The organism is Pseudomonas sp. FSL L8-0168, from assembly GCF_037976155.1.
Lineage (GTDB): Bacteria > Pseudomonadota > Gammaproteobacteria > Pseudomonadales > Pseudomonadaceae > Aquipseudomonas > Aquipseudomonas paracarnis.
In genome coordinates, this window is the sequence record NZ_CP150262.1 from 3931705 (window position 1) to 3952971 (window position 21267).

General features: G+C 59.3%; 23 protein-coding genes. 10 read left to right on the forward strand and 13 right to left on the reverse strand.

The features are described 5' to 3' along the window. Positions 1 to 103: 103 nt before the first annotated feature. The 4 genes from MHH62_RS17980 to MHH62_RS17995 all read left to right on the forward strand — a co-directional run bounded on the left by MHH62_RS17980 (position 104) and on the right by MHH62_RS17995 (position 3537). A complete protein-coding gene (locus MHH62_RS17980; RefSeq protein ID WP_020303121.1) occupies positions 104 to 736 on the forward strand; it encodes a glutathione S-transferase in 633 nt (210 codons plus the stop codon). 153 nt (positions 737 to 889) lie between these two features. Continuing rightward, the gene (locus MHH62_RS17985; RefSeq protein ID WP_020303122.1) at positions 890 to 1309 is read left to right on the forward strand and encodes a hypothetical protein; all 420 of its coding nucleotides are present in this window, start codon (positions 890 to 892) and stop codon (positions 1307 to 1309) included. Between the two features lie 218 nt (positions 1310 to 1527). After that, on the forward strand, positions 1528 to 2943 hold the full coding sequence (locus tag MHH62_RS17990; RefSeq protein ID WP_339231553.1) for an MFS transporter: 1416 nt from the start codon (positions 1528 to 1530) through the stop codon (positions 2941 to 2943). 132 nt (positions 2944 to 3075) lie between these two features. Beyond that, complete coding sequence (locus tag MHH62_RS17995) at positions 3076 to 3537, forward strand: hypothetical protein (protein ID WP_020303124.1); 462 nt, start codon at positions 3076 to 3078, stop codon at positions 3535 to 3537. Positions 3538 to 3649: 112 nt separating this feature from the next. Here the strand turns inward: MHH62_RS17995 and MHH62_RS18000 are convergent, their stop codons facing one another. From MHH62_RS18000 to MHH62_RS18015, 4 genes are all read right to left on the reverse strand, one after another. Then, a complete protein-coding gene (locus MHH62_RS18000) occupies positions 3650 to 4600 on the reverse strand; it encodes an aliphatic sulfonate ABC transporter substrate-binding protein (RefSeq protein WP_020303125.1) in 951 nt (316 codons plus the stop codon). A 110-nt stretch (positions 4601 to 4710) separates the two neighbouring features. Next, positions 4711 to 5232 (reverse strand): sigma-70 family RNA polymerase sigma factor, encoded by a 522-nt coding sequence (locus tag MHH62_RS18005; RefSeq protein ID WP_019819328.1) that lies wholly within the window; start codon positions 5230 to 5232, stop codon positions 4711 to 4713. A gap of 108 nt (positions 5233 to 5340) precedes the next feature. Beyond that, positions 5341 to 6132 carry a PhnD/SsuA/transferrin family substrate-binding protein gene (locus MHH62_RS18010; RefSeq protein WP_014719651.1) on the reverse strand — a complete coding sequence of 264 codons (792 nt, stop codon included), beginning with the start codon at positions 6130 to 6132 and terminating at the stop codon, positions 5341 to 5343. A gap of 9 nt (positions 6133 to 6141) precedes the next feature. Continuing rightward, positions 6142 to 7071, reverse strand: coding sequence for a fatty acid desaturase (locus tag MHH62_RS18015; protein ID WP_130175411.1), 930 nt, complete (start codon positions 7069 to 7071; stop codon positions 6142 to 6144). 302 nt (positions 7072 to 7373) lie between these two features. Between MHH62_RS18015 and MHH62_RS18020 the strand changes: the two genes are divergently transcribed. Further along, positions 7374 to 7802, forward strand: coding sequence for a GNAT family N-acetyltransferase (locus MHH62_RS18020; RefSeq protein ID WP_019819336.1), 429 nt, complete (start codon positions 7374 to 7376; stop codon positions 7800 to 7802). A 20-nt stretch (positions 7803 to 7822) separates the two neighbouring features. Here the strand turns inward: MHH62_RS18020 and def are convergent, their stop codons facing one another. The 3 genes from def to MHH62_RS18035 all read right to left on the reverse strand — a co-directional run bounded on the left by def (position 7823) and on the right by MHH62_RS18035 (position 9675). After that, positions 7823 to 8362, reverse strand: a complete 540-nt coding sequence (def, locus tag MHH62_RS18025) for a peptide deformylase (protein WP_014719654.1) — start codon at positions 8360 to 8362, stop codon at positions 7823 to 7825. Next, positions 8359 to 9309 carry a YihY/virulence factor BrkB family protein gene (locus MHH62_RS18030; RefSeq protein ID WP_014719655.1) on the reverse strand — a complete coding sequence of 317 codons (951 nt, stop codon included), beginning with the start codon at positions 9307 to 9309 and terminating at the stop codon, positions 8359 to 8361. The genes def and MHH62_RS18030 overlap by 4 nt, the downstream gene beginning before the upstream one ends. Positions 9310 to 9489: 180 nt before the next feature. Further along, complete coding sequence (locus tag MHH62_RS18035; RefSeq protein WP_003193737.1) at positions 9490 to 9675, reverse strand: CsbD family protein; 186 nt, start codon at positions 9673 to 9675, stop codon at positions 9490 to 9492. A 201-nt stretch (positions 9676 to 9876) separates the two neighbouring features. Between MHH62_RS18035 and MHH62_RS18040 the strand changes: the two genes are divergently transcribed. After that, complete coding sequence (locus MHH62_RS18040; RefSeq protein ID WP_020303128.1) at positions 9877 to 10254, forward strand: hypothetical protein; 378 nt, start codon at positions 9877 to 9879, stop codon at positions 10252 to 10254. Positions 10255 to 10417: 163 nt separating this feature from the next. On the opposite strand, the gene fadD1 is transcribed toward MHH62_RS18040, so the two are convergent. Beyond that, complete coding sequence (gene fadD1, locus MHH62_RS18045; protein WP_191948887.1) at positions 10418 to 12109, reverse strand: long-chain-fatty-acid--CoA ligase FadD1; 1692 nt, start codon at positions 12107 to 12109, stop codon at positions 10418 to 10420. 383 nt (positions 12110 to 12492) lie between these two features. Continuing rightward, on the reverse strand, positions 12493 to 14181 hold the full coding sequence (gene fadD2, locus MHH62_RS18050; protein WP_339231557.1) for a long-chain-fatty-acid--CoA ligase FadD2: 1689 nt from the start codon (positions 14179 to 14181) through the stop codon (positions 12493 to 12495). 219 nt (positions 14182 to 14400) lie between these two features. Here fadD2 and MHH62_RS18055 point away from each other — a divergent pair, with 219 nt between their 5' ends. Beyond that, the gene (locus tag MHH62_RS18055) at positions 14401 to 15345 is read left to right on the forward strand and encodes an alpha/beta hydrolase (protein WP_032902770.1); all 945 of its coding nucleotides are present in this window, start codon (positions 14401 to 14403) and stop codon (positions 15343 to 15345) included. A 56-nt stretch (positions 15346 to 15401) separates the two neighbouring features. Further along, on the forward strand, positions 15402 to 15872 hold the full coding sequence (locus tag MHH62_RS18060) for a MaoC family dehydratase (RefSeq protein WP_003193747.1): 471 nt from the start codon (positions 15402 to 15404) through the stop codon (positions 15870 to 15872). Positions 15873 to 16008: 136 nt separating this feature from the next. Here the strand turns inward: MHH62_RS18060 and MHH62_RS18065 are convergent, their stop codons facing one another. Continuing rightward, positions 16009 to 16476, reverse strand: coding sequence for a PA2169 family four-helix-bundle protein (locus MHH62_RS18065; protein ID WP_014719659.1), 468 nt, complete (start codon positions 16474 to 16476; stop codon positions 16009 to 16011). 204 nt (positions 16477 to 16680) lie between these two features. On the opposite strand from MHH62_RS18065, the gene MHH62_RS18070 reads away from it, so the two are divergent. Both MHH62_RS18070 and MHH62_RS18075 read left to right on the forward strand, forming a co-directional pair. Continuing rightward, positions 16681 to 16917 (forward strand): DUF3820 family protein, encoded by a 237-nt coding sequence (locus MHH62_RS18070; RefSeq protein ID WP_003193750.1) that lies wholly within the window; start codon positions 16681 to 16683, stop codon positions 16915 to 16917. Between the two features lie 10 nt (positions 16918 to 16927). Continuing rightward, entirely contained in the window at positions 16928 to 18103 is a 1176-nt protein-coding gene (locus MHH62_RS18075; RefSeq protein ID WP_339231561.1) for an aminotransferase class V-fold PLP-dependent enzyme, read from the forward strand. 205 nt (positions 18104 to 18308) lie between these two features. Here MHH62_RS18075 and MHH62_RS18080 read toward each other — a convergent pair whose 3' ends face one another. The 3 genes from MHH62_RS18080 to zwf are packed head-to-tail and all read right to left on the reverse strand — an operon-like array spanning position 18309 to position 21158. Continuing rightward, positions 18309 to 18974 (reverse strand): bifunctional 4-hydroxy-2-oxoglutarate aldolase/2-dehydro-3-deoxy-phosphogluconate aldolase, encoded by a 666-nt coding sequence (locus tag MHH62_RS18080; protein ID WP_019819350.1) that lies wholly within the window; start codon positions 18972 to 18974, stop codon positions 18309 to 18311. A 17-nt stretch (positions 18975 to 18991) separates the two neighbouring features. Continuing rightward, positions 18992 to 19705 carry a 6-phosphogluconolactonase gene (pgl, locus tag MHH62_RS18085; RefSeq protein WP_019819352.1) on the reverse strand — a complete coding sequence of 238 codons (714 nt, stop codon included), beginning with the start codon at positions 19703 to 19705 and terminating at the stop codon, positions 18992 to 18994. Further along, positions 19692 to 21158 (reverse strand): glucose-6-phosphate dehydrogenase, encoded by a 1467-nt coding sequence (zwf, locus tag MHH62_RS18090; protein ID WP_014719663.1) that lies wholly within the window; start codon positions 21156 to 21158, stop codon positions 19692 to 19694. Before zwf ends, pgl begins: the two co-directional genes overlap by 14 nt. Positions 21159 to 21267 lie beyond the last annotated feature (109 nt).

A 21267-nucleotide genomic window follows, 5' to 3' on the forward strand; every position in this document is an offset into this window, starting at 1 on the left:
AGGCAAGCCAGCTCCCACATTTTCGACCGTGCCCGCTTCACACCCTCGCCGCTGTGCCCGGCGCCTGCTAGATTGGTCATTCTCCAAATGCCAGGGAAGCACCATGGGCCATTCACTGAAAATTTTGGGTCGCACCTCCTCCATCAACGTGCGCAAAGTACTCTGGACCTGCCAGGAACTGGGCATCGACTACGTGCGTGAGGACTGGGGCATCGGCTTCAAGCCCACCCAGTCCCCCGAGTTCCTCGCCTTGAACCCCAACGCGCAGGTGCCGGTGCTGATCGACGACCATGGCGTGCTGTGGGAGTCCAATACCATCTGTCGCTACCTTGTCGGCCTTTATCAGCGCCATGACTTGCTACCCGTTGAGCCTGCCTTGCGTGCACGGGTTGAACAGTGGATGGACTGGCAGGCCACCGAACTCAATCCTTCATGGGGCTATGTGTTCAACGCACTGGTGCGTAAGAACCCGGACTATCAGGACCCGCAACGCATCCAGGCGGGCGTGCAGGCCTGGAATGACAAGATGGCCTTGCTGGAACAACAGTTGACCCAGACCGGCGCCTACGTCGCGGGCGAAGAGTTCACCCTCGCTGACATTTTGATAGGTCTTTCGGTGCATCGGTGGCAGATGACACCCATGGAGCGGCCACCCTACCCCGCCATCGAGGCGTATTACCAACGCCTCAGCCAGCATGCCGGCTTCAAGACCTTCGCCCTCGACGGCCATGACTAAGCGAGCTATTGGGCCTCAGGCATGGTCATCACCATTGGTCTGAAAACCACTACCACCTGTCATATTTGACAGTAGACCTGTTTTTCATCTTCACCTATTCATAAGCCAGAGCAAGGCAATGCCTCGCTCATCCCTGAATATGGAGAAGCAGCCATGAGCGAGAAGATCGGTGAGTACGACAAAATTTCCGGCGTAATCGATGGGTGGGATACCACCTTTGTCACGTCCTTTGTCGCCCATTTGAACGGAGAGTCAGGTTTCAATTCGACAGTAGGAATCATGTCCGGATCTGGCTTGATAAAAATGAGCATCGACCAAAATATCAAGGCAGGTGAGACCTACGACATCGATGCAACGGGGAGTGATAAAAAAGTAAGGCTTGAGTTTGACGACACGCGACAAGGCGAGTCCGGCAACTATATGGCAACCAGTGGCAAATTCACCGTATTGAAACTGCAAGGCAATATGCTGTCAGCGTCCCTCCACTTTGAGGCGCAAACCGCGCAAGCCCCTCAAAAGAAGATGAGCTTCACCCAAGGCGTTTATGAGGTTGAGGACTTCAAGCACGTCTAGAACATCCACGCAGCGGGAGGGCCCCACTCCCGCCAGAAGCTGCCTGCCGATAGCAACCTTCGGCAGGACAGCCTTCGCGCCCTCGCGCGATAAACCTCTGAAACAGAGGCGCCGCGCGCAATTAATCGGCGAATGTACGGGCTACCGTCCGCAACTTAACAAACACCGCTTTCCGTTAGCCAGCTAAGATTCCAGGTGACCGCATATGGAATTTCCTCATGTCCACACTCCCCGCCTCAGCTACGGACACCCTCGCCCCCCACCGAGCCGCCCACATCAGCGCCCGCATCGACCGCCTGCCCGCCGTCGCCACTATTTGGCGCCTGGTGGCGTTGCTCTCCATCGGCGGCTTTTTCGAGCTGTATGACTTGTTCCAAACCGCCTATATCAGCCCTGGCCTGATCAGCGACGGGATTTTTCATACCGGCAGCGAAGGTGTTTTCGGCTTCTCGGACCAGGCCGCTTTCGCCTCGGCCACATTCCTGGGCCTGTTCCTCGGCGCCAGCCTGCTCAGCCCCATCGCCGACCGCTTCGGGCGACGCGCGATCTTCACCTTTGCGCTGGTCTGGTACACGGTGGCAACGGTGCTGATGGGCATTCAGACCTCGGCCGTGGGCATTATCTGCATGCGCTTTCTGGTGGGCATTGGCCTTGGCATCGAACTGGTGACCATCGATGCCTATCTGTCGGAACTGGTACCTAAGCGCATGCGCAGTTCGGCGTTTGCCTTTGCATTTTTTATCCAGTTTCTGTCGGTACCGGCTGTGGCCTTGATGTCGTGGTGGCTGGTGCCACAGGCGCCGTTCGGTATCGCGGGCTGGCGCTGGGTGGTGCTCTCAAGTGCAGTGTTTGCGCTGTTTATCTGGCAACTGCGCAAGCGCCTGCCGGAGTCACCGCGCTGGCTTGCACAAAAGGGACGCTTCGAAGAGGCCGACACGATCCTGAACAACCTGGAGGCACGCTGCCAAAAGGATCATGGCAAGCCGCTGGACGAACCGGACCCCGAAGCCATCAGCGTGCAGGGCAATGGCCGTTTCGCCGATATCTGGCAGCCGCCCTACCGGCGCCGCGCCTTGATGCTGATCGTGTTCCATGTATTCCAGGCCATCGGCTTCTTCGGCTTTGGCAACTGGCTGCCGGCCTTGCTCTCGGGCCAGGGTGTCAGCGTGACCCACAGCCTGCTCTACGCCTTTATCATCACCCTCGCCTACCCGCTGGGCCCGCTGTTGTTCGTCAAGGTGGCCAACCGCTTTGAGAACAAATGGCAAATTGTCGGCTCGGCCATGGGTGCAGTGATCTTCGGCAGCCTGTTTGCCCTGCAAACCACAGCGTTAGGGCTGATTTTCTGCGGGGTGATGATCACCTTCTGCAATGCCTGGCTGAGCTTCGGTTATCACTCCTATCAGAGCGAATTGTTCCCCACCAATATCCGTGCGCGAGCGGTCGGGTTCTGTTATTCATTCAGCCGTTTGTCCACGGTGTTCAGTAGCCTGTTGATCGGCTTTATCCTCGAGCACCTTGGCACGCCGGGGGTGTTGGCGTTTATCGCCAGCAGCATGTTGATCGTGATGATTACCATCAGTTGGTTCGGGCCGCGTACGCGCAACCTGGCGCTGGAGAACATCGCTCACTGACGGCAACGGTTGGCCGCACAAGGAGAAGGCTTGCCGCGCCGACGACTCCCGCCCCAGTAAACACTGGGGTACGGCACCCGGCACAGTATTTGCTCCAGCTGTCGCACCGTCTGTTTTCATAGGTGACCGATCATGCTGGTTAACAACACTCAAGCGGCGTCGAACGTGCAACAGATCACGCGACCCGACATGGACCCCGCCAACGCCGCCGCCAGTGCGCTGTACAGCGGCGCTTTGCAGGCTGCGCAACACAGCGTCACAGTGCCGGCCGCGCAGAGGGAATTGGACAAGGCCAGCGATCGCATCGACGAAGCCTTCGCCAAGACCCGCGTGCAGTTACAGGCCACGACTAACGGGGCACGTACCGAGTTCACCGAATACATGAGCAGATCCCCGGCCGAACGTATTCGTGAACAGCTGCTCAAGGAACAAGGGCTGACCGAAGAGCAAGTGCAGGCGCTGCCCCAGGAAAAACAAGACGCCATCGCCAAACAAGTGGCCGAGCGCTTGAAAGAGCAGCAACAGCAGCAGGTTGCGGCGAAGGCCACTGCTTCGCCAGCCGAGACAGTGAAAGAAACCCTGGCCGCGATCTGAACCTGTGGGAGCTGGCTTGCCTGCGATAGCATCACCTCGGTTCATCTGATACACCGAGGTGTCTGTATCGCAGGCAAGCCAGCTCCCACACTGATCGGTCTAGCGGTCTGGCTCATGGAAGGTCAAGGGGCTTGAAGACAGCCTGCTGCACGTCGACTTTTTTCGGGATCAGGCCGTTGGCAAAAAACAGGTCGGCGGTGCGTTGCTGGTTGGCAATGTCGATGGCCGCCAAGGGGCGGATCGGCTCAGGCGAGCGATGTTCGAAGTAGCTTTTGACCACCGCCGGTTGCAGGCCCAGGGTGCCGGCCATCAGCGTGATGCTCGCGGCAGGCTCATCAAGCGACAGGCGCTGCGCCTTGCCAAGCGTCTGGATAATCGTGGCGATGGCCTCTGGGTGCTGCTTGGCAAACGGGTGGTTGACCACGAAGAAACTGCCCGCAGGGTTCAACCCTTGCCCGTCCCGCAGCACGCGTGCCGAGCCGTCGATCACGGCGGCCGAGTAGTACGGGTCCCACACTACCCATGCGTCCACCTTGCCTTGTTCGAACGCGGCGCGGCCGTCGGAAGGCGACAGGTACACCACATTCACATCCTTCCACTGCAACCCGGCGTGCAGCAGGCTTTTGAGGAACAGGTTGTGTGCACTGGAGCCCTTGAGCAATGCCACGCGCTTGCCCTTGAGTTCGGCCACGTTCTGCACGGTGCTGGCCTTGGGCACCAGCACTGCTTCGGCCTTGCCCTCGTTGGGCTCGACGGCAAAATACTGCAAGTCGATCCCGGCCGCCTGGGCGAAGATCGGCGGGATATCGCCAATATTGCCGATGTCCAGGCTCCCGGCGTTGAGCGCTTCGATCAGCGGCGGGCCACCGAGGAATTCGGTCCACTGCACCTGTGTACCGGGCAGTGCGGCTTCGAAGAGCTTGTGCTCACGGGCGAGCACCATGCTGACCGAGCTTTTCTGGTAGCCGATGCGCAGCGTGGAAGGTTCGGCCGCCGAGGTGGGTTGCGCCAGTACCGCCAATGCCAGCAGCGAACTGCCCAGCAGGTGTTTGATTGCTTTCATAAGTTGCCTCTTGGTGGTTCGATCAGATTCAAAGTGAGCACAGGAAGTGTGGGAGCTGGCTTGCCTGCGATGGCGGCCTGTCATGGCCAGAGGTGTTGGCTGGCTCACCGCTATCGCAGGCAAGCCAGCTCCCACATTTGATCGGGGTGGGATTCAAGTCCGGTAACAGCGCGGGCCATGTAGTCACTGACCGAGCGCTGGGAAATCCCCAGTTCGGCGGCGATCTGGGGGTACGTCAGGCCGTTGACGCGGGACAGCAGGAACGTCGCCTTGACCTTGGCCGGCAAGCGGTCGAGCGTCTGCTCGACGGCCTGCAGCGCTTCGAGCACTCGGGCCCTGCCCTCCGCGCAGGCCGCATCGTTATCCAGCGCAGCGAGGTAGGCACGCTCCAGGTCACGTCGACGCCACACCTGGTACACCAGGCGCTGGGCAATGGTGGTAAGCAATGCGCGGGGCTGTCGTATCGGCGCTACCTGAGGTGCACTCAAGAGCTGGACAAACGCGTCGACGGCGATGTCTTCGGCGTGGGCACGGGAGTTGAGGTAGCGGTGCAAGCGGCTGCACAGCCAAGGGTAATGAATGCGAAACAGGGAGCCCACATAGTCGCTGTGAGCACGATCGGCGCCGGACATAGGGGCTCCTTCTGAGTAGGTTGCGCGGTATGTCCGGTGTTCCGGTGAAGCAATCCTATCAAGGCTCCTTATGCTTTAATAATACTTAAAACGCATTCTTATATAACCTTATTGAAGTACCGAATAGCCGATGCTGGCGGCTTTGCGCTGGTAATCCAACACCACCTGATAGTCATCTTCGCTGGCAGGAAGCACAGCTCGCACACCGAGGGTTTGCGCCACCTGCGGCAGGTCCTGCAACGCCAGGTTCATCGCCTCACGAATCTGCGCCACCTGCCCATCGCTCAAGCCCAGCGCGCCTATGTAAGGCAAAGTCGGGCTCGGCGCGCTGCGGGTGATGACGCGCAGGCCCGCGACCTCTTCGGGAGCGAATCGGGCGAGGTAGTCGTAGGTGACGCTATCGATGGCGGCGAGGTCGGCGCGGCCTTCACGCAGCCAGCGCAAGCTCTCGCGGTGGGCGCCGCTGATGCCGACGCTGGCGAAGAACCGCCCGTCGCGCTGCAACGGCGCCAGACAGTGACGCAGCAGGTTCATGCCGCTGTTGGAGTCGTGGCCGTTGATCACGCCGCGGCTCTGGTAGAACTGCGTCAGGCGGGTACGCGGGTTGTCCGCGCGGGTCAACAGCAGGCTGCAATGTTCGCCGTGGCTGCTGTGGGCCAACTCGTAACGGGGGCGCCCAATGATGCGCACCTGGCCGCGCAGTTGGGTCATCAGCGGGTAGCCGCAGGTTTGGCTGACGAGCAATTGTGGCGCCAGCCACAGGCCGCGCAAGTCGAGGTGGTCGGCGTTAAGACGATGCAGCTTCAAGCGCTCAAGGATGCGCGCCAGCCAGTGTTGATTGGCCTGCTGGATGGGTTCGGGCGCAACGTACATGCGCAGGTCGGCGTAGTACTCACTCATGGTCGCCTCTCAGGCAAACGGGTGCCGGGGACTGTCGATGGCCTTGAGGCCGTGACGGCTGATCAACTGGCCGTAGCCTTGCACCAGGAAGCCACCGCTGCGCACCAGCCACTGCTCGCGCCGGGCACGGTACACCCTGGGCAGCAGGTACCACGGCAACTTTGGCAGATCGTGGTGCACCAGGTGCAGATTGTTGTTGAGAAACAGCCAGGCCCAGGGCCAGGACGCTTCGTTGAGCACTGTGCGGTGTTCCGGCCGGAGATGGGGGCGGTGCTCATAGTAGGAGCGGATCGAAGCCAGGGACAACGCTGGCACGCTGACCAGCAGCAGGTAATGCCACACCGCAAGCGCGCTGTAGGAGGCAATGAAACTCAGCATCAGCACAGTAACGGCGCCGTGAGCCAGCCACATCGGCCATACCTGGGGCAGGCGTTGAAACTCGTGACGGGCCAACCGGCCAATGGCCAACGGCGCAGCCAGCAGTAAGCGGCCAAGCACGGTCTTGGTCAGCCAATGCACGCCACGTTCGAACAGCGAGCTGTCGTCCCATTGCTGCTGATTGAGGTAGCGGCTTTCCGGGTCGATGCCCGGTAGGGTCAGGTTGTCGTCGTTGTGGTGCAACAGGTGGCTGTCGCGGTACAGCGTATAGGGATACCACACCGCGAAAGGCGCATAGCCGAGGAGTTTATTGAGCAACAACGAACGGGTCGGGTGGCCGTGGAGCAATTCGTGCTGCACCGATAGCCACAGGGTCACCAGCGGAATCAGCAGCAACATGCTCAGCCACAGGCCCAGCCACCGGCTGCCAAGGATCACCGCGAACCAGCCGGCATATACGCCGATCAACAGTAGCCAGGTCGGCCATTCGGTTCTTGCCACGAAGGTCGTCGCCAGGGCTTCGATTTCCCGGCGTTGGGTCGGATCAAGGTAATTGGCCATCGGCAGCTCAGAGCAGGTGTTTCCTGCTCTGTGCAATGAGGCGGGAAAATCTTGCAGATCGTTTAGTTCTAAGCGTGTAACTCAGTGACCGAACAGGCCTGCTTCGGATTTTTTGGTCTTCTTGTCCGCGCGTTTTTCATCGGCGGTCTTTGCCGGTTTTTTCTTGGCGGCTTTCTTTGAATCCATACCTTTGGCCATGATGCATGCTCCACTAACAGGGGATGTAGCACTGGGTATACCACCTATTGCCCGGCAGAAGGCGCTTATAATCCCCGGCCCTGGATAATGCTTGTCTGAACCCCATGCCCCCATTGCACATCGAACCGCTGGCAGAGCCTCTGTGGCCACTGCTGAACAAGTTTTACCGCAACCACAATTCGTCGATGAAGGCACTCAAGGGCGGCCGCTTGTGGGTGGCGCGCGATAGCGACATCGTGGCGGGCTTGTGCTTGAGCCCGGTGGTGGGTGGGCAGTGGCTGACGGGGGTGTTTGTGGCGCCGACTTATCGTGGCCAGGGGCTCGCGGCGCGACTGGTTGAAGAGGCCGTGGCGGGTTGTGAGGGGACGGTCTGGTTGCTGTGCCATCCGGACCTGGAAGGGTTGTATCGGGGCATGGGGTTCAGCCAGGACACGGTTTTGCCGCAATCGCTGAGTGAACGGCTGGTGCGTTACAAGCGCAATAAGCCGATGATTGCGATGGGGCTCAATGCCCCAGTCCTGAATAAACACTGATCCCACAGTTGAACTGTGGGCTATTCGTCAGCCGTTGGGTCCAGCTCCGGGAACATCACTTCAATAAACCCGAATTTGCTGAAATCGGTAATCCGCGATGGGTACAACCGGCCGATCAAATGGTCGCACTCATGCTGCACCACCCGCGCATGGAAGCCGTCGGCAAAACGCACAATCGGCTCCCCCTTGGGGTCGAAACCTTCGTAGCGGATCTGCTGGTAACGGTTCACGGCGCCGCGCAGGCCGGGCACTGACAGGCAACCTTCATAGCCCTCTTCCAGTACCGGGCTAAGCGGTGTGATCAGCGGGTTGATCAGAATGGTCTGGGGTACCGGCGGCGCCTCCGGGTAGCGTTCGCTGGCCTCGAAACCAAAGATCACCAGTTGCAGGTCGACACCAATCTGCGGTGCAGCCAGGCCAACACCGCCTACGTGTTCCATGGTCTGGAACATATCGTCGATCAGTTGCCACAACTCGGGGCTGTCGAACATCTCCGGCGGTACCGGCGGGGCGATACGCAGCAGGCGCTCGTCGCCCATTTTCAGGATTTCACGGATCATTGTTCAGGCTCGGTAATGGGCTTGGAGTGGTCCCGGCCTAAGCCAGAGACGTGCTGTTTTTCAGTCGGGGCCGGTTCGCCGATTTCCTTCTGCCCGGGGTCCTTGCCTTCGGCAGACATGTGTTCGATCACGGCATTCATCTCCGCGCCGAGCAACAGCACGGCAGCGGAGATATAGAAATACAGGAGCAGGACAATAATCGCACCGATACTGCCATACATGGCGTTGTAGTCGGCGAAGGTTTTGACGTAGTAGCCAAAGCCGAGGGAGGCGACGATCCACACCACCACCGCCAATACCGAACCTGGGGTGATAAAGCGAAACTCCTGCTCGACATCCGGCATCACGTAATACATGAGTGCCACGGCGAACATCAGCAGGATCACGATCAATGGCCAGCGCAGGATAGTCCACAGGGTGACGACGAATTCCTGCATGCCGATCTGCCCGGCCAGCCACTCCATGACCTGCGGGCCGAGCACCATCAGCGCGGCAGCAGCCAGCAGCATGCCGGCGATGCCGACGGTGTAGAAAATCGACAGTGGAAAACGCTTCCAGATCGGCCGGCCCTCAACCACGTCGTAGGCGGCGTTCATGGCGCTCATCATAAGGCGCACGCCCGCGGAGGCCGTCCACAAGGCAATCACGATACCGACCGAGAGCAGCCCCCCCTTGGACTGCTGCAGTTGGTCGATCACCGGGTTGACTTGCTCTAGCGCCTGGGGCGGCAACACCAGTTCCGACTGCAGGCGCAGCCAGGTGAAGAAGTCAGGCAGGTGCAGGAAACCGATCAGGGCGATCAGGAACAGCAGAAAGGGGAACAACGAGAACAGCATCTGGTAGGCCAGTGCCGAGGCGTAAGTCGGCATCTCGTCATCGAGAAATTCAGTGACGGTGCGCATCAGCACCTTGTGCAGCTTGAGACCATCGAGTACCGGAAAAATCATAGCGTCTCCTTTCGCCGCAAAGAGATTGAGTTCATGGGCGACTCAGGGGCCGTTTTCTACATCAAAGTAGCCCATTTGGCGACTTTGAAACAATTTCGAAAGTTTAGTTGCAACACCGGATACAAAAACGGCCATCCGTGGATGGCCGTCGGGCTGCTGGGGGCTGCCCGCCAGGACGTGTTACTCAGTGGCTTTTTTCACTGCGTCCTTGGTCTTGCCCACTGCTTGCTGAGCTTCGCCTTTTTTCTCTTGGATCACGCCTTCAGCACGCAGTTTGTCATTGTCTGTGACTTTACCGACGCCTTGCTTAATGTTACCGACAGCTTCGTTCGCCAAGCCCTTTACCTTATCGGAAGTGCTGCTCATGGTATTACTCCTGATAACAATCAAATGGTTTTTGGTCACTACGTAGCGGTTGACCTGAAGCGCAACGGCAGAGTTTCAATTATTTTTGTACGAGCATTTCATCGAAAGCGGCAGGTTTGGCTTTATGTTTTATGTCCAACCCACGAGAATGCCCGGCACATTCAGGCTGCAACGCTGAATAACAGATCCCGTAGGAAGGTTATGAAACTCAATAAAGCACAGGCCATTGCCCGCAGAAACCAGGAACTGGGCGGTGCCGTACTCGGCGTCAACAACTGCCACTTCACCGACCTGGACCGCAAACGCAACATCTGGTGGTTCGACCTGCCGGTGGGGCGTATTGCCGTGGGCCAGTACGAGTGGATCCATCTGTTGATGCACAACGCCGACACCGACCAGTTGCTGCACCTTAAGGTGCCGACCGTGTTCCTGCGTGAAAAACTCGAGGGGCTGGTGGTGCGCAATGCGGGCAAGCGCAGGCCGGAGATTACCCTGGAGCTAAGCGCGGATAAGGACTCGTTCTTGAAGGACGTACGCCCCGCCGGTGCGGGTGTGAGCTTCGCGCAGTTCGCGCTGTAAGCCCGGTAACCCTGTGGGAGCGGGCTTGCCCGCGATGGCAGTGAGTCAGGCGATACAGCAGTGGCTGGTGTAGCGCTGTCGCAGGCAAGCCCGCTCCCACAGGAGGTAAGTGTTTGGCCAGCGCCCTCATAAAAAACCCCGCATCAGCGGGGTTTTTTATGGGTTACTTTTTAAGACCGAGTTTCTTCAGTTCTTCATCACGCAATTCACGCCGCAGGATCTTGCCCACGTTGGTGGTCGGCAACGCATCACGGAACTCCACGGCCTTGGGCACCTTGTAGCCGGTGACGTTGGCGCGCATGTGTTCCATCACCTGGTCCTTGGTCAGGGTGGCCCCTGGCTTGACCACGATGAACAATTTGATGTGCTCGCCGGATTTTTCATCCGGTACGCCGATGGCCGCACACTGCAGCACGCCCGGCAGGCCCGCCAGCACGTCTTCGAGCTCGTTGGGGTAGACGTTGAAGCCGGAGACCAGAATCATGTCCTTCTTGCGGTCGACGATACGCATGTAGCCGTCTGGCTGGATGATCGCGATGTCGCCGGTCTTCAGCCAGCCGTCGCTGTCGAGCATCTCGTCGGTGGCATCCTGGCGCTGCCAGTAGCCCTTCATCACTTGCGGACCTTTTACACACAGCTCGCCGGTTTCGCCCAGCGCCAGCTCGGTACCGTCGTCGGCGATGACTTTACACGCGGTGGAAGGCACCGGAATGCCAATGGTGCCGATCTGGATGTTCTGGATCGGGTTGACCGTGGCCACCGGGCTGGTTTCAGTCATGCCGTAGCCTTCGCAGATCGCGCAGCCGGTCACGGCCTTCCAACGCTCCGCCGCAGCCAGTTGCAACGCCATGCCGCCCGATAGGGTGACCTTCAGCGCAGAGAAGTCCAGCTTGCGGAAACCTTCGTTGTTGCACAGTGCCACGAACAGGGTGTTGAGGCCGACGAAGCCGCTGAACTTCCACTTCGACAGTTCCTTGACCATCGCCGGCAGGTCGCGCGGGTTGCTGATCAGGATGTTGTGGTTGCCGATCAGCATCATCGCCATGCAATGAAAGGTGAAGGCATAGATGTGGTAGAGCGGCAGCGGTGTGATCAGGATCTCGCAGCCTTCATTGAGGTTGGAGCCCATCAGCGCCTTGCATTGCAACATGTTGGCGACGAGGTTGCGGTGGGTCAGCATCGCGCCCTTGGCCACGCCGGTGGTACCGCCGGTGTATTGCAACACGGCCACATCGCCGCTGGCCGGGCTGGCATCGTTGACCGGCTGGCCATGGCCCTTGGCGAGTACGTCGTTGAACTTGATGGCCTGGGGCAGATGATAGGCCGGGACCATTTTCTTCACGTACTTGATCACGCTGTTGATCAGCACGCGCTTGAACGGCGAGAGCAGGTCGGCAACTTCGGTGACGATCACGTGCTTGACGGCGGTCTTGGGCACGACTTTTTCAGCCAGGTGCGCCATGTTGGCCAGGCAAACCAGGGCCTTGGCCCCCGAATCATTGAATTGGTGTTCCATCTCCCGCGCGGTGTACAGCGGGTTGGTGTTGACCACGATCAGGCCGGCGCGGATGGCACCGAATACAGCGACGGGGTATTGCAGAACGTTGGGCAGTTGCACAGCGATTCGATCGCCAGGCTTCAAGTCGGTATGCTGTTGCAGATACGCGGCGAATGCGCCGGACAATTCGTACAGTTCACCGTAGGTGATTGTCTTGCCCAGGTTGCTGAAAGCCGGTTTGTTGGCGAAGCGCTGGCAGGACTGCTTCAGTACCGCCTGAATATTCGGATACTCGTCTGGATTGATCTGTGCAGCAATCCCGGCGGGGTACTTATCCTTCCAAAAGTCTTCATTCATGGAAGCCCACTCCTCAGCGACGCGAATTCATCATCGCATTTGATGCGATTATTATTGGTGTATGTTTTTAGGTGAGTCTGGCGCTTTCAAGCAGGCCTAGAAGTCACAAAGCGCGCCGAGAGTAGCAGCTTTGCCAAGGGCCGCCTAGAGCCAAAAGAGGGCCCTACAGTCATAAACATGACTCAAGAATATCCAATGGTCACTTTTAGAGCAAAAATTCTATAACGCCAAAAATGGCTCTAGAACAAGCTCTCAAGGGTGCTATATGACAATGTGGGAGCTGGCTTGCCTGCGATAGCGGTGGATCAGTCAATTCAACAGGTGACTGAAACACCGCTATCGCCGGCAAGCCAGCTCCCACATTTTTTGTACCCGGTTTCAACTCAAGCGATGTCGCGCAGCTCGCGGCGCAAAATTTTGCCCACAGGCGTCATCGGCAACGACTCCCTCAACACAATATGCTTGGGCACCTTGTAGCCGGTGAAGTTGGCCTTGCAGTACGCCTTCAGTTCCTCAAGGCTCACCCCCTGGGCCCGTGCCACCACGAACAGCTTCACCGCCTCCCCCGTGCGCTCGTCCGGTACGCCGATCACGGCGCAGTTGGCCACGGCCGGATGGGCCATGATCACGTCTTCGATTTCGTTGGGGTACACGTTGAAACCCGAGACGATGATCAAATCCTTCTTGCGATCCACAATACTGATGTAGCCATCGGTGTCGATCACCGCAATGTCACCGGTCTTCAACCAGCCATCGGCGTCCAAGGTTTCGGCGGTGGCGGCCGGTTGCTGCCAGTAGCCCTTCATCACTTGTGGGCCCTGGATGCACAGCTCGCCGCGCTCGCCCAAAGGCAGTTCTTGCCCCAGGTCATCGACGACTTTCATCGCCGTACCCGGCACCGGGATGCCCACGGTACCCAGGCGCGACAGGCCGCCGTAGGGGTTGGTACTGGCCACTGGCGAGGTTTCGGTGAGGCCGTAGCCTTCGCCGATGGCGCAACCGGTCAGCGCCTTCCAGCGTTCCGCCGTGGCCTTGACCAGGGCGGTGCCGCCGGAGTTGGTGATCTTGAGGTGGGAGAAGTCCAGGCTCTTGAAATCCGGGTGGTCCATCAGCGCCACAAACAGCGTGTTCAGCCCCAACAGGCCGGAGAACTGCCACTGCTTGAGCTCCTTGATAAACCCGCCGATGTCCCGTGGGTTGGTGATCAGCACGTTGTGGTTGCCGGAGACCATCATGCACATGCAATTGGCCGTGAATGCATAGATGTGGTACAGCGGCAGCGGTGCAATCATCACCTCCTGCCCTTCCTTGATCAGCGGATGGCCGTCGTCGCCCAGTTGCGACATGCACGCCCGCACCTGCTGCATATTCGCCACCAGGTTGCCGTGGGTGAGCATCGCGCCCTTGGCCAGGCCGGTGGTGCCGCCGGTGTATTGCAGCACGGCGACGTCGTCCAGGGTCACCGGATGGCGCGTCACCCCAAGGCCCGCGCCCATGCGCAGGGCGCGCTTGAACGACACTGCTCGCGGCAGGTGGTAGGCCGGAACCATCTTCTTCACCTTGTCGACCACGGTGTTGACCAGCCAGCCTTTGGCGGCGGGCATGAAATCGCCCATCCTGGCTTCGATCAGGTAGTCGATCTCGGTGTCGGTGCATACCTCCTGCACCCGCGAACCGAACAGGTTGAGGTAGACCAGCGCGCGCACACCGGCGTCCTTGAACTGGTGGCGCATCTCGCGCGGGGTATACAGCGGGTTGGTGTTGACCACGATCAGCCCGGCGCGCAGTGCGCCGAACACCGCCACCGGGTAATGCAGCACGTTGGGCAGCTGCACCGCGATGCGCTCGCCGGGCTTGAGGTCGGTGTGCTGCTGCAGGTAACCGGCAAACGCCGCACTCTGGCGTTCAAGTTCTGCGTAGGTGAGGGTAATGCCCATGCTGCTGAATGCCGGACGGTCGGCAAAGGTCTTGCAGGAACGCTCGAACACCTCGATCACCGACTTGTAGGTGCTGAGGTCGATGGCATTGGGGACTCCCGCCGCGCGTTTGTCATTCCAGAAATCAGGTTGCATTATTCTTGTCCTCTTTACCTGAGTGTGTCCGGCCGCTGCCATGCAGATGTGCAGCAATAAGAAGCGGAGCTTTGGGGAAGTTAGCAGCTATGGCCAAACAGGCAAGACGCTGAACTGTGTCATTGATTGTATGAATCTTGTACCTAAGGCGTAGGCAGATACCCCGCCCCACGCCGGATGAGCTATACAATGCAACCACCCTGAGCAAAGGAAGCCGCCATGAACCACAGCACCTTCTGGCTGACCGCGAACGACCACACCCGTCTGTACGTCAACCAATGGCTGCCCGACGGGCCACCCAGGGCCGTGGTGATGATCTCCCATGGCATGGCCGAGCATGGCGGCCGCTATGCGCGCCTGGCGCAGGCATTGTGTGCAGCAGGCCTGGGTGTGTATGCGCTGGACCAGCGCGGGCATGGCCGCACTGCAGAGGCCGGCACTATTGGGCTATATGCTGAAACGGATGGCTGGAACAAAGTAGTGGGCGATCTGGCCAGCCTCAATCAGCACATCGGCCAACAGCATCCCGGGCTGCCGATCATCCTGCTGGGCCACAGCATGGGCAGCTATATCTCCCAGGCGTACTTGCTGCATCACAGTGCCAGCTTGCATGGCGCAATACTCAGCGGCTCGAATTTCCAGCCGGTGGCCCTCTACCGTGCAGCGCAAATCATCGCGCGCATCGAGCGAGCGCGCCAAGGCCTGCGAGGGCGCAGTGCGTTGATCGACTTCCTGTCGTTCGGCTCATTCAACAAAGCCTTCAAGCCCAACCGCACCAAATTCGACTGGCTCAGCCGCGACCCGGTTGAAGTGGATAACTACATCAACGACCCACTCTGTGGCTTTCGTTGCACCAATCAACTGTGGATCGACCTGCTGGGCGGCTTGCAGCAGATCAGCAAAGTCTCCAACCTGGCGCAGATCGATCCTGGCCTGCCGATCCTGGTGATGGGCGGCGATTGTGATCCGGTGAGTGAAGGCAAGCGTCTCAAGGACCTGGCCCACGCCCTGCGTGAAGCCGGTTGCCAGGACGTGCAATTGACGCTCTACCCGCAGGCGCGCCATGAAGTGTTCAACGAAACCAACCGCGATGAAGTCACCGCCGACCTGCTGGCCTGGCTCGACCAGGCGCTGGCGTTGCGCAGGCCCACCCGCTGCGAATAGTTTTTGCTTTAAAATCAGCCGATTAATTACCGTTAAGCCACAGGATGCACCTTGAGATGACCCAGGTAACCAACACCCCGTACGAAGCGCTTGAAGTGGGCCAGACTGCCAGCTTCAGCAAAACCGTCGAAGAGCGCGATATCCAGCTGTTCGCCGCCATGTCGGGTGACCACAACCCGGTGCACCTGGACGCTGAATACGCCAAGGCGACCATGTTCAAGGAGCGGATTGCCCACGGCATGTTCAGCGGTGCACTGATCAGCGCCGCGGTGGCCTGCGAGCTGCCTGGGCCGGGCACGATTTACATCGGCCAGCAGATGACCTTTCAGAAGCCGGTGAAGATCGGCGACACCCTGACCGTGCGCTTGGAAATCCTCGAGAAACTGCCGAAGTTTCGCGTGCGCATTGCCACTCGGGTGTTCAACCAGCGTGATGAGTTGGTCGTCGATGGCGAGGCGGAAATTCTGGCGCCACGTAAGCAGCAAGTGGTGACCTTGACCGAGCTACCGCCGATCAGTATTGGCTGATCTACATTCCAGCCTTTGCGTAAAACAAATGTGGGAGCGGGCTTGCCTGCGAATGCGGTGTGTCAGTCAATACAACCGTGACTGATCCACCGCTTTCGCGGGCAAGCCCGCTCCCACACTAAGCCCAGCGTAGGTCTTACGACTGGGCGCGGGCCTGGTTACGCAGGGCTTTTACCTGGTCGTGATTGCGCTGTACACCGTGGTACTGACGCTCAACCAAGTCACGAATGCCCACCAGGTTGTGTTTGTTGATCTTCTCGATCGCTTCACGGTAAGCCTTCAATGCGTGGTCTTCACCGCGCTCGGCTTCGTTCAATACGGCCTCTTCGTCCTTGCCAGTGACCATCGACTTCACGTCGACCCAGCCACGGTGCAGGGCGCCGGCCATGCTGCCGGAATCTTCAGGATCGCCACCCAAGGCACGCACAGCAGTTTTCAGTTCAGCAGCGGCTGTCGCGCAATCAGCGGAGCGTTTGGCAAACAGGGCCTTGAGTTCTGGATGCTTGATGTCTTCAGCGCATTCCTTGAAACCCTTTTGGCCGTCGATGCTGGTCTCGATCAGGTCGTTCAGTACGGAGATCGATTCTTTGTTGATATCAGTCATTTTTCAATTCCTTGTACGGGTTAGAAGGTTGCCTTGGTTATTGCAGCGCCCGTGCCAGGTTTTCAAAAATTATTTTTATGTTTTATTTCAATAAGTTACGAATTATTGAACCATCTGTATCTTGGTTATTTGCATGATCTGTCATTTGGCCTTCATGCAGAATGCCTGTATTTTCGAAAGCCTGGCCTGAATCCTGCGACGCTCATGAATCCCGAAAAACTCGAACTGCTCATCACCCGCCAAATGCCCTTCGGCAAATACAAAGGCCGGATCATTGCCGACTTGCCTGGGCCCTACCTGAATTGGTTCGCCCGCGAAGGTTTCCCCCACGGGGAGCTGGGCGGTTTGCTGGCCTTGATGCAGGAAATCGACCACAACGGTCTGTCCGAATTGCTTGAGCCACTGCGCGCCAAACACGGCAGACCCGCCCCCCGCCACTAGGAGACCCACCATGCCAAGGAATGCCGATAACGAAGCGCACTGGCAGGCCATCGCTCAGCGTTACGAGTGCGAGCCCGGCCCGATCAACCTGGAAAACGGCTACTTCGGGCGCATGAGCCGGGCGGTGCAGGCCCAATACCTTGAGCACATCAGCTTTATCAACCGCAGCAACTCTGTGCATGTGCGCCAGCGTTTTGAACAGGGTGAAAACAACGAGATACGCCGCCAGTTGGCCGGGTTGATTGCTGTCGACCCCGAGTCGGTCGCTTTCACCCGTAACGCCACCGAAGCCTTGCAGTCGCTGATCCGCAACTACAACCGCCTGCAACCGGGCGACCAAGTGCTGATCAGCGATCTGGAATACGACACGGTCAAAGGCGCCATGCGCTGGCTGGCAGCGACTCGCGGCGTGGAAGTGATAGAGGTGGCCCACACCCACCCGGCCAGTTTCGACAGCCTGGTGCACACTTACCACGAGGCCTTCGCGCAGTACCCGCGCCTGAAGCTCATGGCCTTGACCCATGTAACCCATCGCACCGGGCTGGTCATGCCGGTTGCGGCCATTGCCAAGGCCGCACGCGAACGCGCAATCGACGTGATCCTCGACGGCGCCCACGCCTTGGGCCAGGTCGAATTCAACCTGGCCGAACTGGGCATTCAGTTCGCAGGCTTCAACCTGCATAAATGGATCGGCGCACCGCTGACCCTGGGCTTTTTGTACATCGCACCGGAGCGCCTGGCCGATATCGACCCGGACATGGGTGAGTTCCACTACCCGACCACGGATGTACGAGCGCGTACGTCCTACAGCACGCCGAACTTCCCAGCACTAATGACCTTGCCCCTGGTGTTTGAAGAGCATCGGCAATTGGGTGGCGCCGCGGCCAAGGGCGCACGCGTCAATCACCTGCGCAACCTGTGGGTGAACCAGGTGCGGCCGTTGGCGGGGATCGAAGTGCTGACTTCGGATGACCCGCGACTGTATTGCGGGATCACCGCCTTCAAGTTCATCGGGCGTGATCAGCAGGCGATGGTGGACAGGTTGCTCAAGGAGCACGGCCTGTTCACCACTACGCGCACGGGGGCAGCGTTTGGCACCTGTATTCGGGTGACGCCCGGGTTGGTGACGTCAGCGGCGGACATCAATGCGCTGGTCCACGCAATCACCAGACTAAACACCGATTAAAATTGTGGGAGCTGGCTTGCCTGCGATAACGGTGTATCAGCCAAAGATGGGCTAACTGATAAATAGCTATCGCAGGCAAGCCAGCTCCCACCTTCAGAGCGGCGATGTGCTTGAGGTTTTTCTACAGGCAAAAAAAAGCGGCACACCGACCAAGTGCGCCGCAAAAATGCCGTTAAGCACAGCAACAACGATTCGATAAATCCGTTCAGTCCAGCAGCGCCAGCGCCTGGGCAGTGACTTCCTGGATACGCGCCCAGTCGCCGTTCTTGACCCACTCCGGATCCAGCATCCAGCTGCCCCCCACGCACATCACGTTTTTCAACGCCATGTAGCTCTTGATGTTGGCTGGGCCAACACCGCCAGTCGGGCAGAATTTGACTTCGCCGAATGGGCCGCCGAGCGCCTTGATGGCAGCAACACCACCGCTGACTTCAGCCGGGAACAGTTTGAAGCGGCGATAACCCAGGCCGTAGCCTTCCATGATGCCGGAGGCGTTGCTGATGCCCGGCAGCAGCGGGATCGGGCTGTGCACCGAGGCTTCCAGCAGGTCGCGGGTGATGCCAGGGGTGACGATAAATTGCGAGCCCGCCACTTCCGCCGCTTCGAGCATGTGACGATCGAGCACGGTACCGGCACCGGTGCACAGCTCAGGACGTTGCTCGCGCAAGACCTGAATGGCCTTGAGGCCGAACTCGGAACGCAGGGTCACTTCCAGCGCGGTCAAACCGCCAGCGGCTAGGGCGTCGGCCAACGGCAGGATGTCCTGTTCGCGGGCGATGGTGATCACCGGCAGGATCCGCGCCTTGGCGCAGAGGCTGTCGATCAAGGCAACTTTATCCGCCATGGACACGGTCGATTGGGGGCTTTTCATAGCGGCTGATCCTTGGCTCATGGGCACCAGTAAATCTCTAGAGTAGGTTGCAAAAACGCGCGAATCGGCATGGCAGCAACATCGTTGCTGGCCAGGGCGGCGCTCAAGGTGGTCAATTTCGAACTGCCGGAAATCGACAGCACGGTGTAGTTGGCCGTCGCCAACAGCGCGCGACTCATGGTCAGGCGCTGGTGCGGCACGGTCGGTGCCAGCATCGGCCAGCAACGGCGGGTACCGTCGGGCTTCAGGGCTTCAGCCAGGTTGGGACTGTTGGGGAACAGCGAGGCAGTGTGACCGTCATCGCCCATGCCCAGCACCAGCACATCAATGGCAGGCAGCTCGGCCAGCAGGCGATCGGCCTGCTCGGCAGCGTCTTCAAGGTTGGCGGCAGGGCTGTACAGGCTCAAGAACTTCGCCTTGGCCGCCGGGCCTTGCAGCAAGTGTTGCTTCAACAGGCCGGCATTGCTGTCCGCGTGTTCGACCGGCACCCAGCGCTCATCGGCCAGGGTGATGGTGACCTTGGACCAGTCCAGGCCCTGCTTGGCCAGGTTCTGGAAAAACGCCACGGGGCTGCGGCCACCGGACACCACCAACGTCGCCTCGCCACGGGCACTGATGGCCGCGCGCAGTTGTTCGGCCACGTCATTGGCCAGGCCATCGGCCAGCAGCGCAGGCGTACGGTACTCATGGGCAGTGACGCCCTGAGGCAGTTTCAATTCAGATATCGCCATACCACGACCTCCCATCCCGCGTAATCAGTGCAATGGAGCTCATCGGCCCCCAGGACCCCGCCGCATACGGCTTAGGCGCATCACCGGATTTTTTCCACCCGGCGATCAACTGGTCACACCACTTCCACGCGGCTTCGATTTCATCTTTGCGAACAAACAGGTTCTGATTGCCGCGCATCACTTCCAGCAACAATCGCTCGTAGGCATCGGGGATGCGTGCGCTGCGATAGGTGTCGGAAAAATTCAATTGCAGTGGCCCGCTGCGCAGTTGCATGCCTTTGTCCAGGCCCTGTTCCTTGGTCATCACACGCAGGGAAATACCTTCGTCCGGCTGCAGGCGGATGATCAGCTTGTTGCTGATCTGCAAGCGCTGCTCGGGGGCGAAGATATAGTGGGATGGTTCCTTGAAATGGATGACGATCTGCGACAGCTTTTGCGGCATGCGCTTGCCGGTACGCAGGTAGAACGGCACCCCGGCCCAACGCCAGTTGCGGATATCGGCACGCAGGGCGACGAAGGTTTCGGTGTCGCTCTGGGTGTTGGAATTGTCTTCTTCCAGGTAACCCGGCACGGCTTTACCAGCGCTGTAGCCGGCGATGTACTGGCCACGGACTACTTGGGTGGTCAGGCCTTCGGGGCTGATCGGCGCCAGGGCCTTGAGCACCTTGACCTTCTCGTCACGGATGCTGTCGGCGGACAGGTCGGCCGGCGGGTCCATGGCAATCAGGCACAGCAGCTGCAACAGGTGGTTCTGGATCATGTCGCGCAGCTGGCCGGCCTTGTCGAAGTAACCCCAACGGCCTTCGATGCCGACCTGCTCGGCCACGGTGATTTCCACGTGGGAGATGTAGTTCTGGTTCCACTGGGTTTCGAACAGGCTGTTGGCGAAACGCAGGGCAATCAGGTTCTGCACCGTCTCTTTGCCCAGGTAGTGGTCGATGCGGTAGGTGCGGTTTTCCGGGAAAAACTGCGCCACGGCGTCGTTGACCTTGCGCGATGACTCCAGGTCCGAACCGATGGGTTTTTCCAGCACTACGCGGGTATTTTCCGCCAGGCCAACCTTGGACAGGTTTTCGCAGATCGCGCCGTACACCGCCGCCGGGGTGGCGAAGTAGGCAATCAGGCGTTGATCGCTGCCGGCTTTTTCGGCCAGGGCAACGTAGTCGTCAGCCTTCATGAAGTCGACATGCACATACGAAAGGCGCGCGAGGAAACGCTGGGCCACGGCCTCGTCGAGTTCCTTGCCGACGTATTTACGCAATTCTTTTTCGATATGGGCCAGGTGTTGCTGCTCGGAGCCGGCTTCACGGGCCAGGGCCAGGATGCGTGTGTCGTCGTGCAGCAACCCGGCGCCATCGAGTTGATAAAGGGCAGGAAATAACTTGCGCAGCGCCAGATCACCCAAGGCGCCAAACAGGGCAAAGGTGCAGGGTTCCACGGTTATCGAAGGCATGATGTTTGTTCTTTTATCAAGTTAAGCTACAAATACCTTTTTTCAAGGCATCACTCAAGGAAAAATGTAGTAATAACCACAACATTTTCCCGAAATACGCATTGCGAGT

Excerpts from the sequence above, each read along its gene's own strand:
- MHH62_RS17980 (WP_020303121.1), top strand. The coding sequence starts at position 104 with ATGGGCCATTCACTGAAAATTTTGGGTCGCACCTCCTCCATCAACGTG.
- MHH62_RS18060 (WP_003193747.1), top strand. The coding sequence starts at position 15,402 with ATGACCCAGGTAACCAACACCCCGTACGAAGCGCTTGAAGTGGGCCAG.
- fadD2 (WP_339231557.1), bottom strand. The coding sequence starts at position 14,181 with ATGCAACCTGATTTCTGGAATGACAAACGCGCGGCGGGAGTCCCCAAT.
- MHH62_RS18005 (WP_019819328.1), bottom strand. The coding sequence starts at position 5,232 with ATGTCCGGCGCCGATCGTGCTCACAGCGACTATGTGGGCTCCCTGTTT.
- MHH62_RS18000 (WP_020303125.1), bottom strand. The coding sequence starts at position 4,600 with ATGAAAGCAATCAAACACCTGCTGGGCAGTTCGCTGCTGGCATTGGCG.
- MHH62_RS18010 (WP_014719651.1), bottom strand. The coding sequence starts at position 6,132 with ATGAGTGAGTACTACGCCGACCTGCGCATGTACGTTGCGCCCGAACCC.
- MHH62_RS18040 (WP_020303128.1), top strand. The coding sequence starts at position 9,877 with ATGAAACTCAATAAAGCACAGGCCATTGCCCGCAGAAACCAGGAACTG.
- zwf (WP_014719663.1), bottom strand. The coding sequence starts at position 21,158 with ATGCCTTCGATAACCGTGGAACCCTGCACCTTTGCCCTGTTTGGCGCC.
- MHH62_RS17985 (WP_020303122.1), top strand. The coding sequence starts at position 890 with ATGAGCGAGAAGATCGGTGAGTACGACAAAATTTCCGGCGTAATCGAT.
- fadD1 (WP_191948887.1), bottom strand. The coding sequence starts at position 12,109 with ATGAATGAAGACTTTTGGAAGGATAAGTACCCCGCCGGGATTGCTGCA.
- pgl (WP_019819352.1), bottom strand. The coding sequence starts at position 19,705 with ATGGCGATATCTGAATTGAAACTGCCTCAGGGCGTCACTGCCCATGAG.
- MHH62_RS18030 (WP_014719655.1), bottom strand. The coding sequence starts at position 9,309 with ATGATTTTTCCGGTACTCGATGGTCTCAAGCTGCACAAGGTGCTGATG.
- MHH62_RS18020 (WP_019819336.1), top strand. The coding sequence starts at position 7,374 with ATGCCCCCATTGCACATCGAACCGCTGGCAGAGCCTCTGTGGCCACTG.
- MHH62_RS18055 (WP_032902770.1), top strand. The coding sequence starts at position 14,401 with ATGAACCACAGCACCTTCTGGCTGACCGCGAACGACCACACCCGTCTG.
- MHH62_RS18035 (WP_003193737.1), bottom strand. The coding sequence starts at position 9,675 with ATGAGCAGCACTTCCGATAAGGTAAAGGGCTTGGCGAACGAAGCTGTC.
- def (WP_014719654.1), bottom strand. The coding sequence starts at position 8,362 with ATGATCCGTGAAATCCTGAAAATGGGCGACGAGCGCCTGCTGCGTATC.
- MHH62_RS18075 (WP_339231561.1), top strand. The coding sequence starts at position 16,928 with ATGCCAAGGAATGCCGATAACGAAGCGCACTGGCAGGCCATCGCTCAG.
- MHH62_RS18015 (WP_130175411.1), bottom strand. The coding sequence starts at position 7,071 with ATGGCCAATTACCTTGATCCGACCCAACGCCGGGAAATCGAAGCCCTG.
- MHH62_RS18070 (WP_003193750.1), top strand. The coding sequence starts at position 16,681 with ATGAATCCCGAAAAACTCGAACTGCTCATCACCCGCCAAATGCCCTTC.
- MHH62_RS17995 (WP_020303124.1), top strand. The coding sequence starts at position 3,076 with ATGCTGGTTAACAACACTCAAGCGGCGTCGAACGTGCAACAGATCACG.
- MHH62_RS18065 (WP_014719659.1), bottom strand. The coding sequence starts at position 16,476 with ATGACTGATATCAACAAAGAATCGATCTCCGTACTGAACGACCTGATC.
- MHH62_RS17990 (WP_339231553.1), top strand. The coding sequence starts at position 1,528 with ATGTCCACACTCCCCGCCTCAGCTACGGACACCCTCGCCCCCCACCGA.
- MHH62_RS18080 (WP_019819350.1), bottom strand. The coding sequence starts at position 18,974 with ATGAAAAGCCCCCAATCGACCGTGTCCATGGCGGATAAAGTTGCCTTG.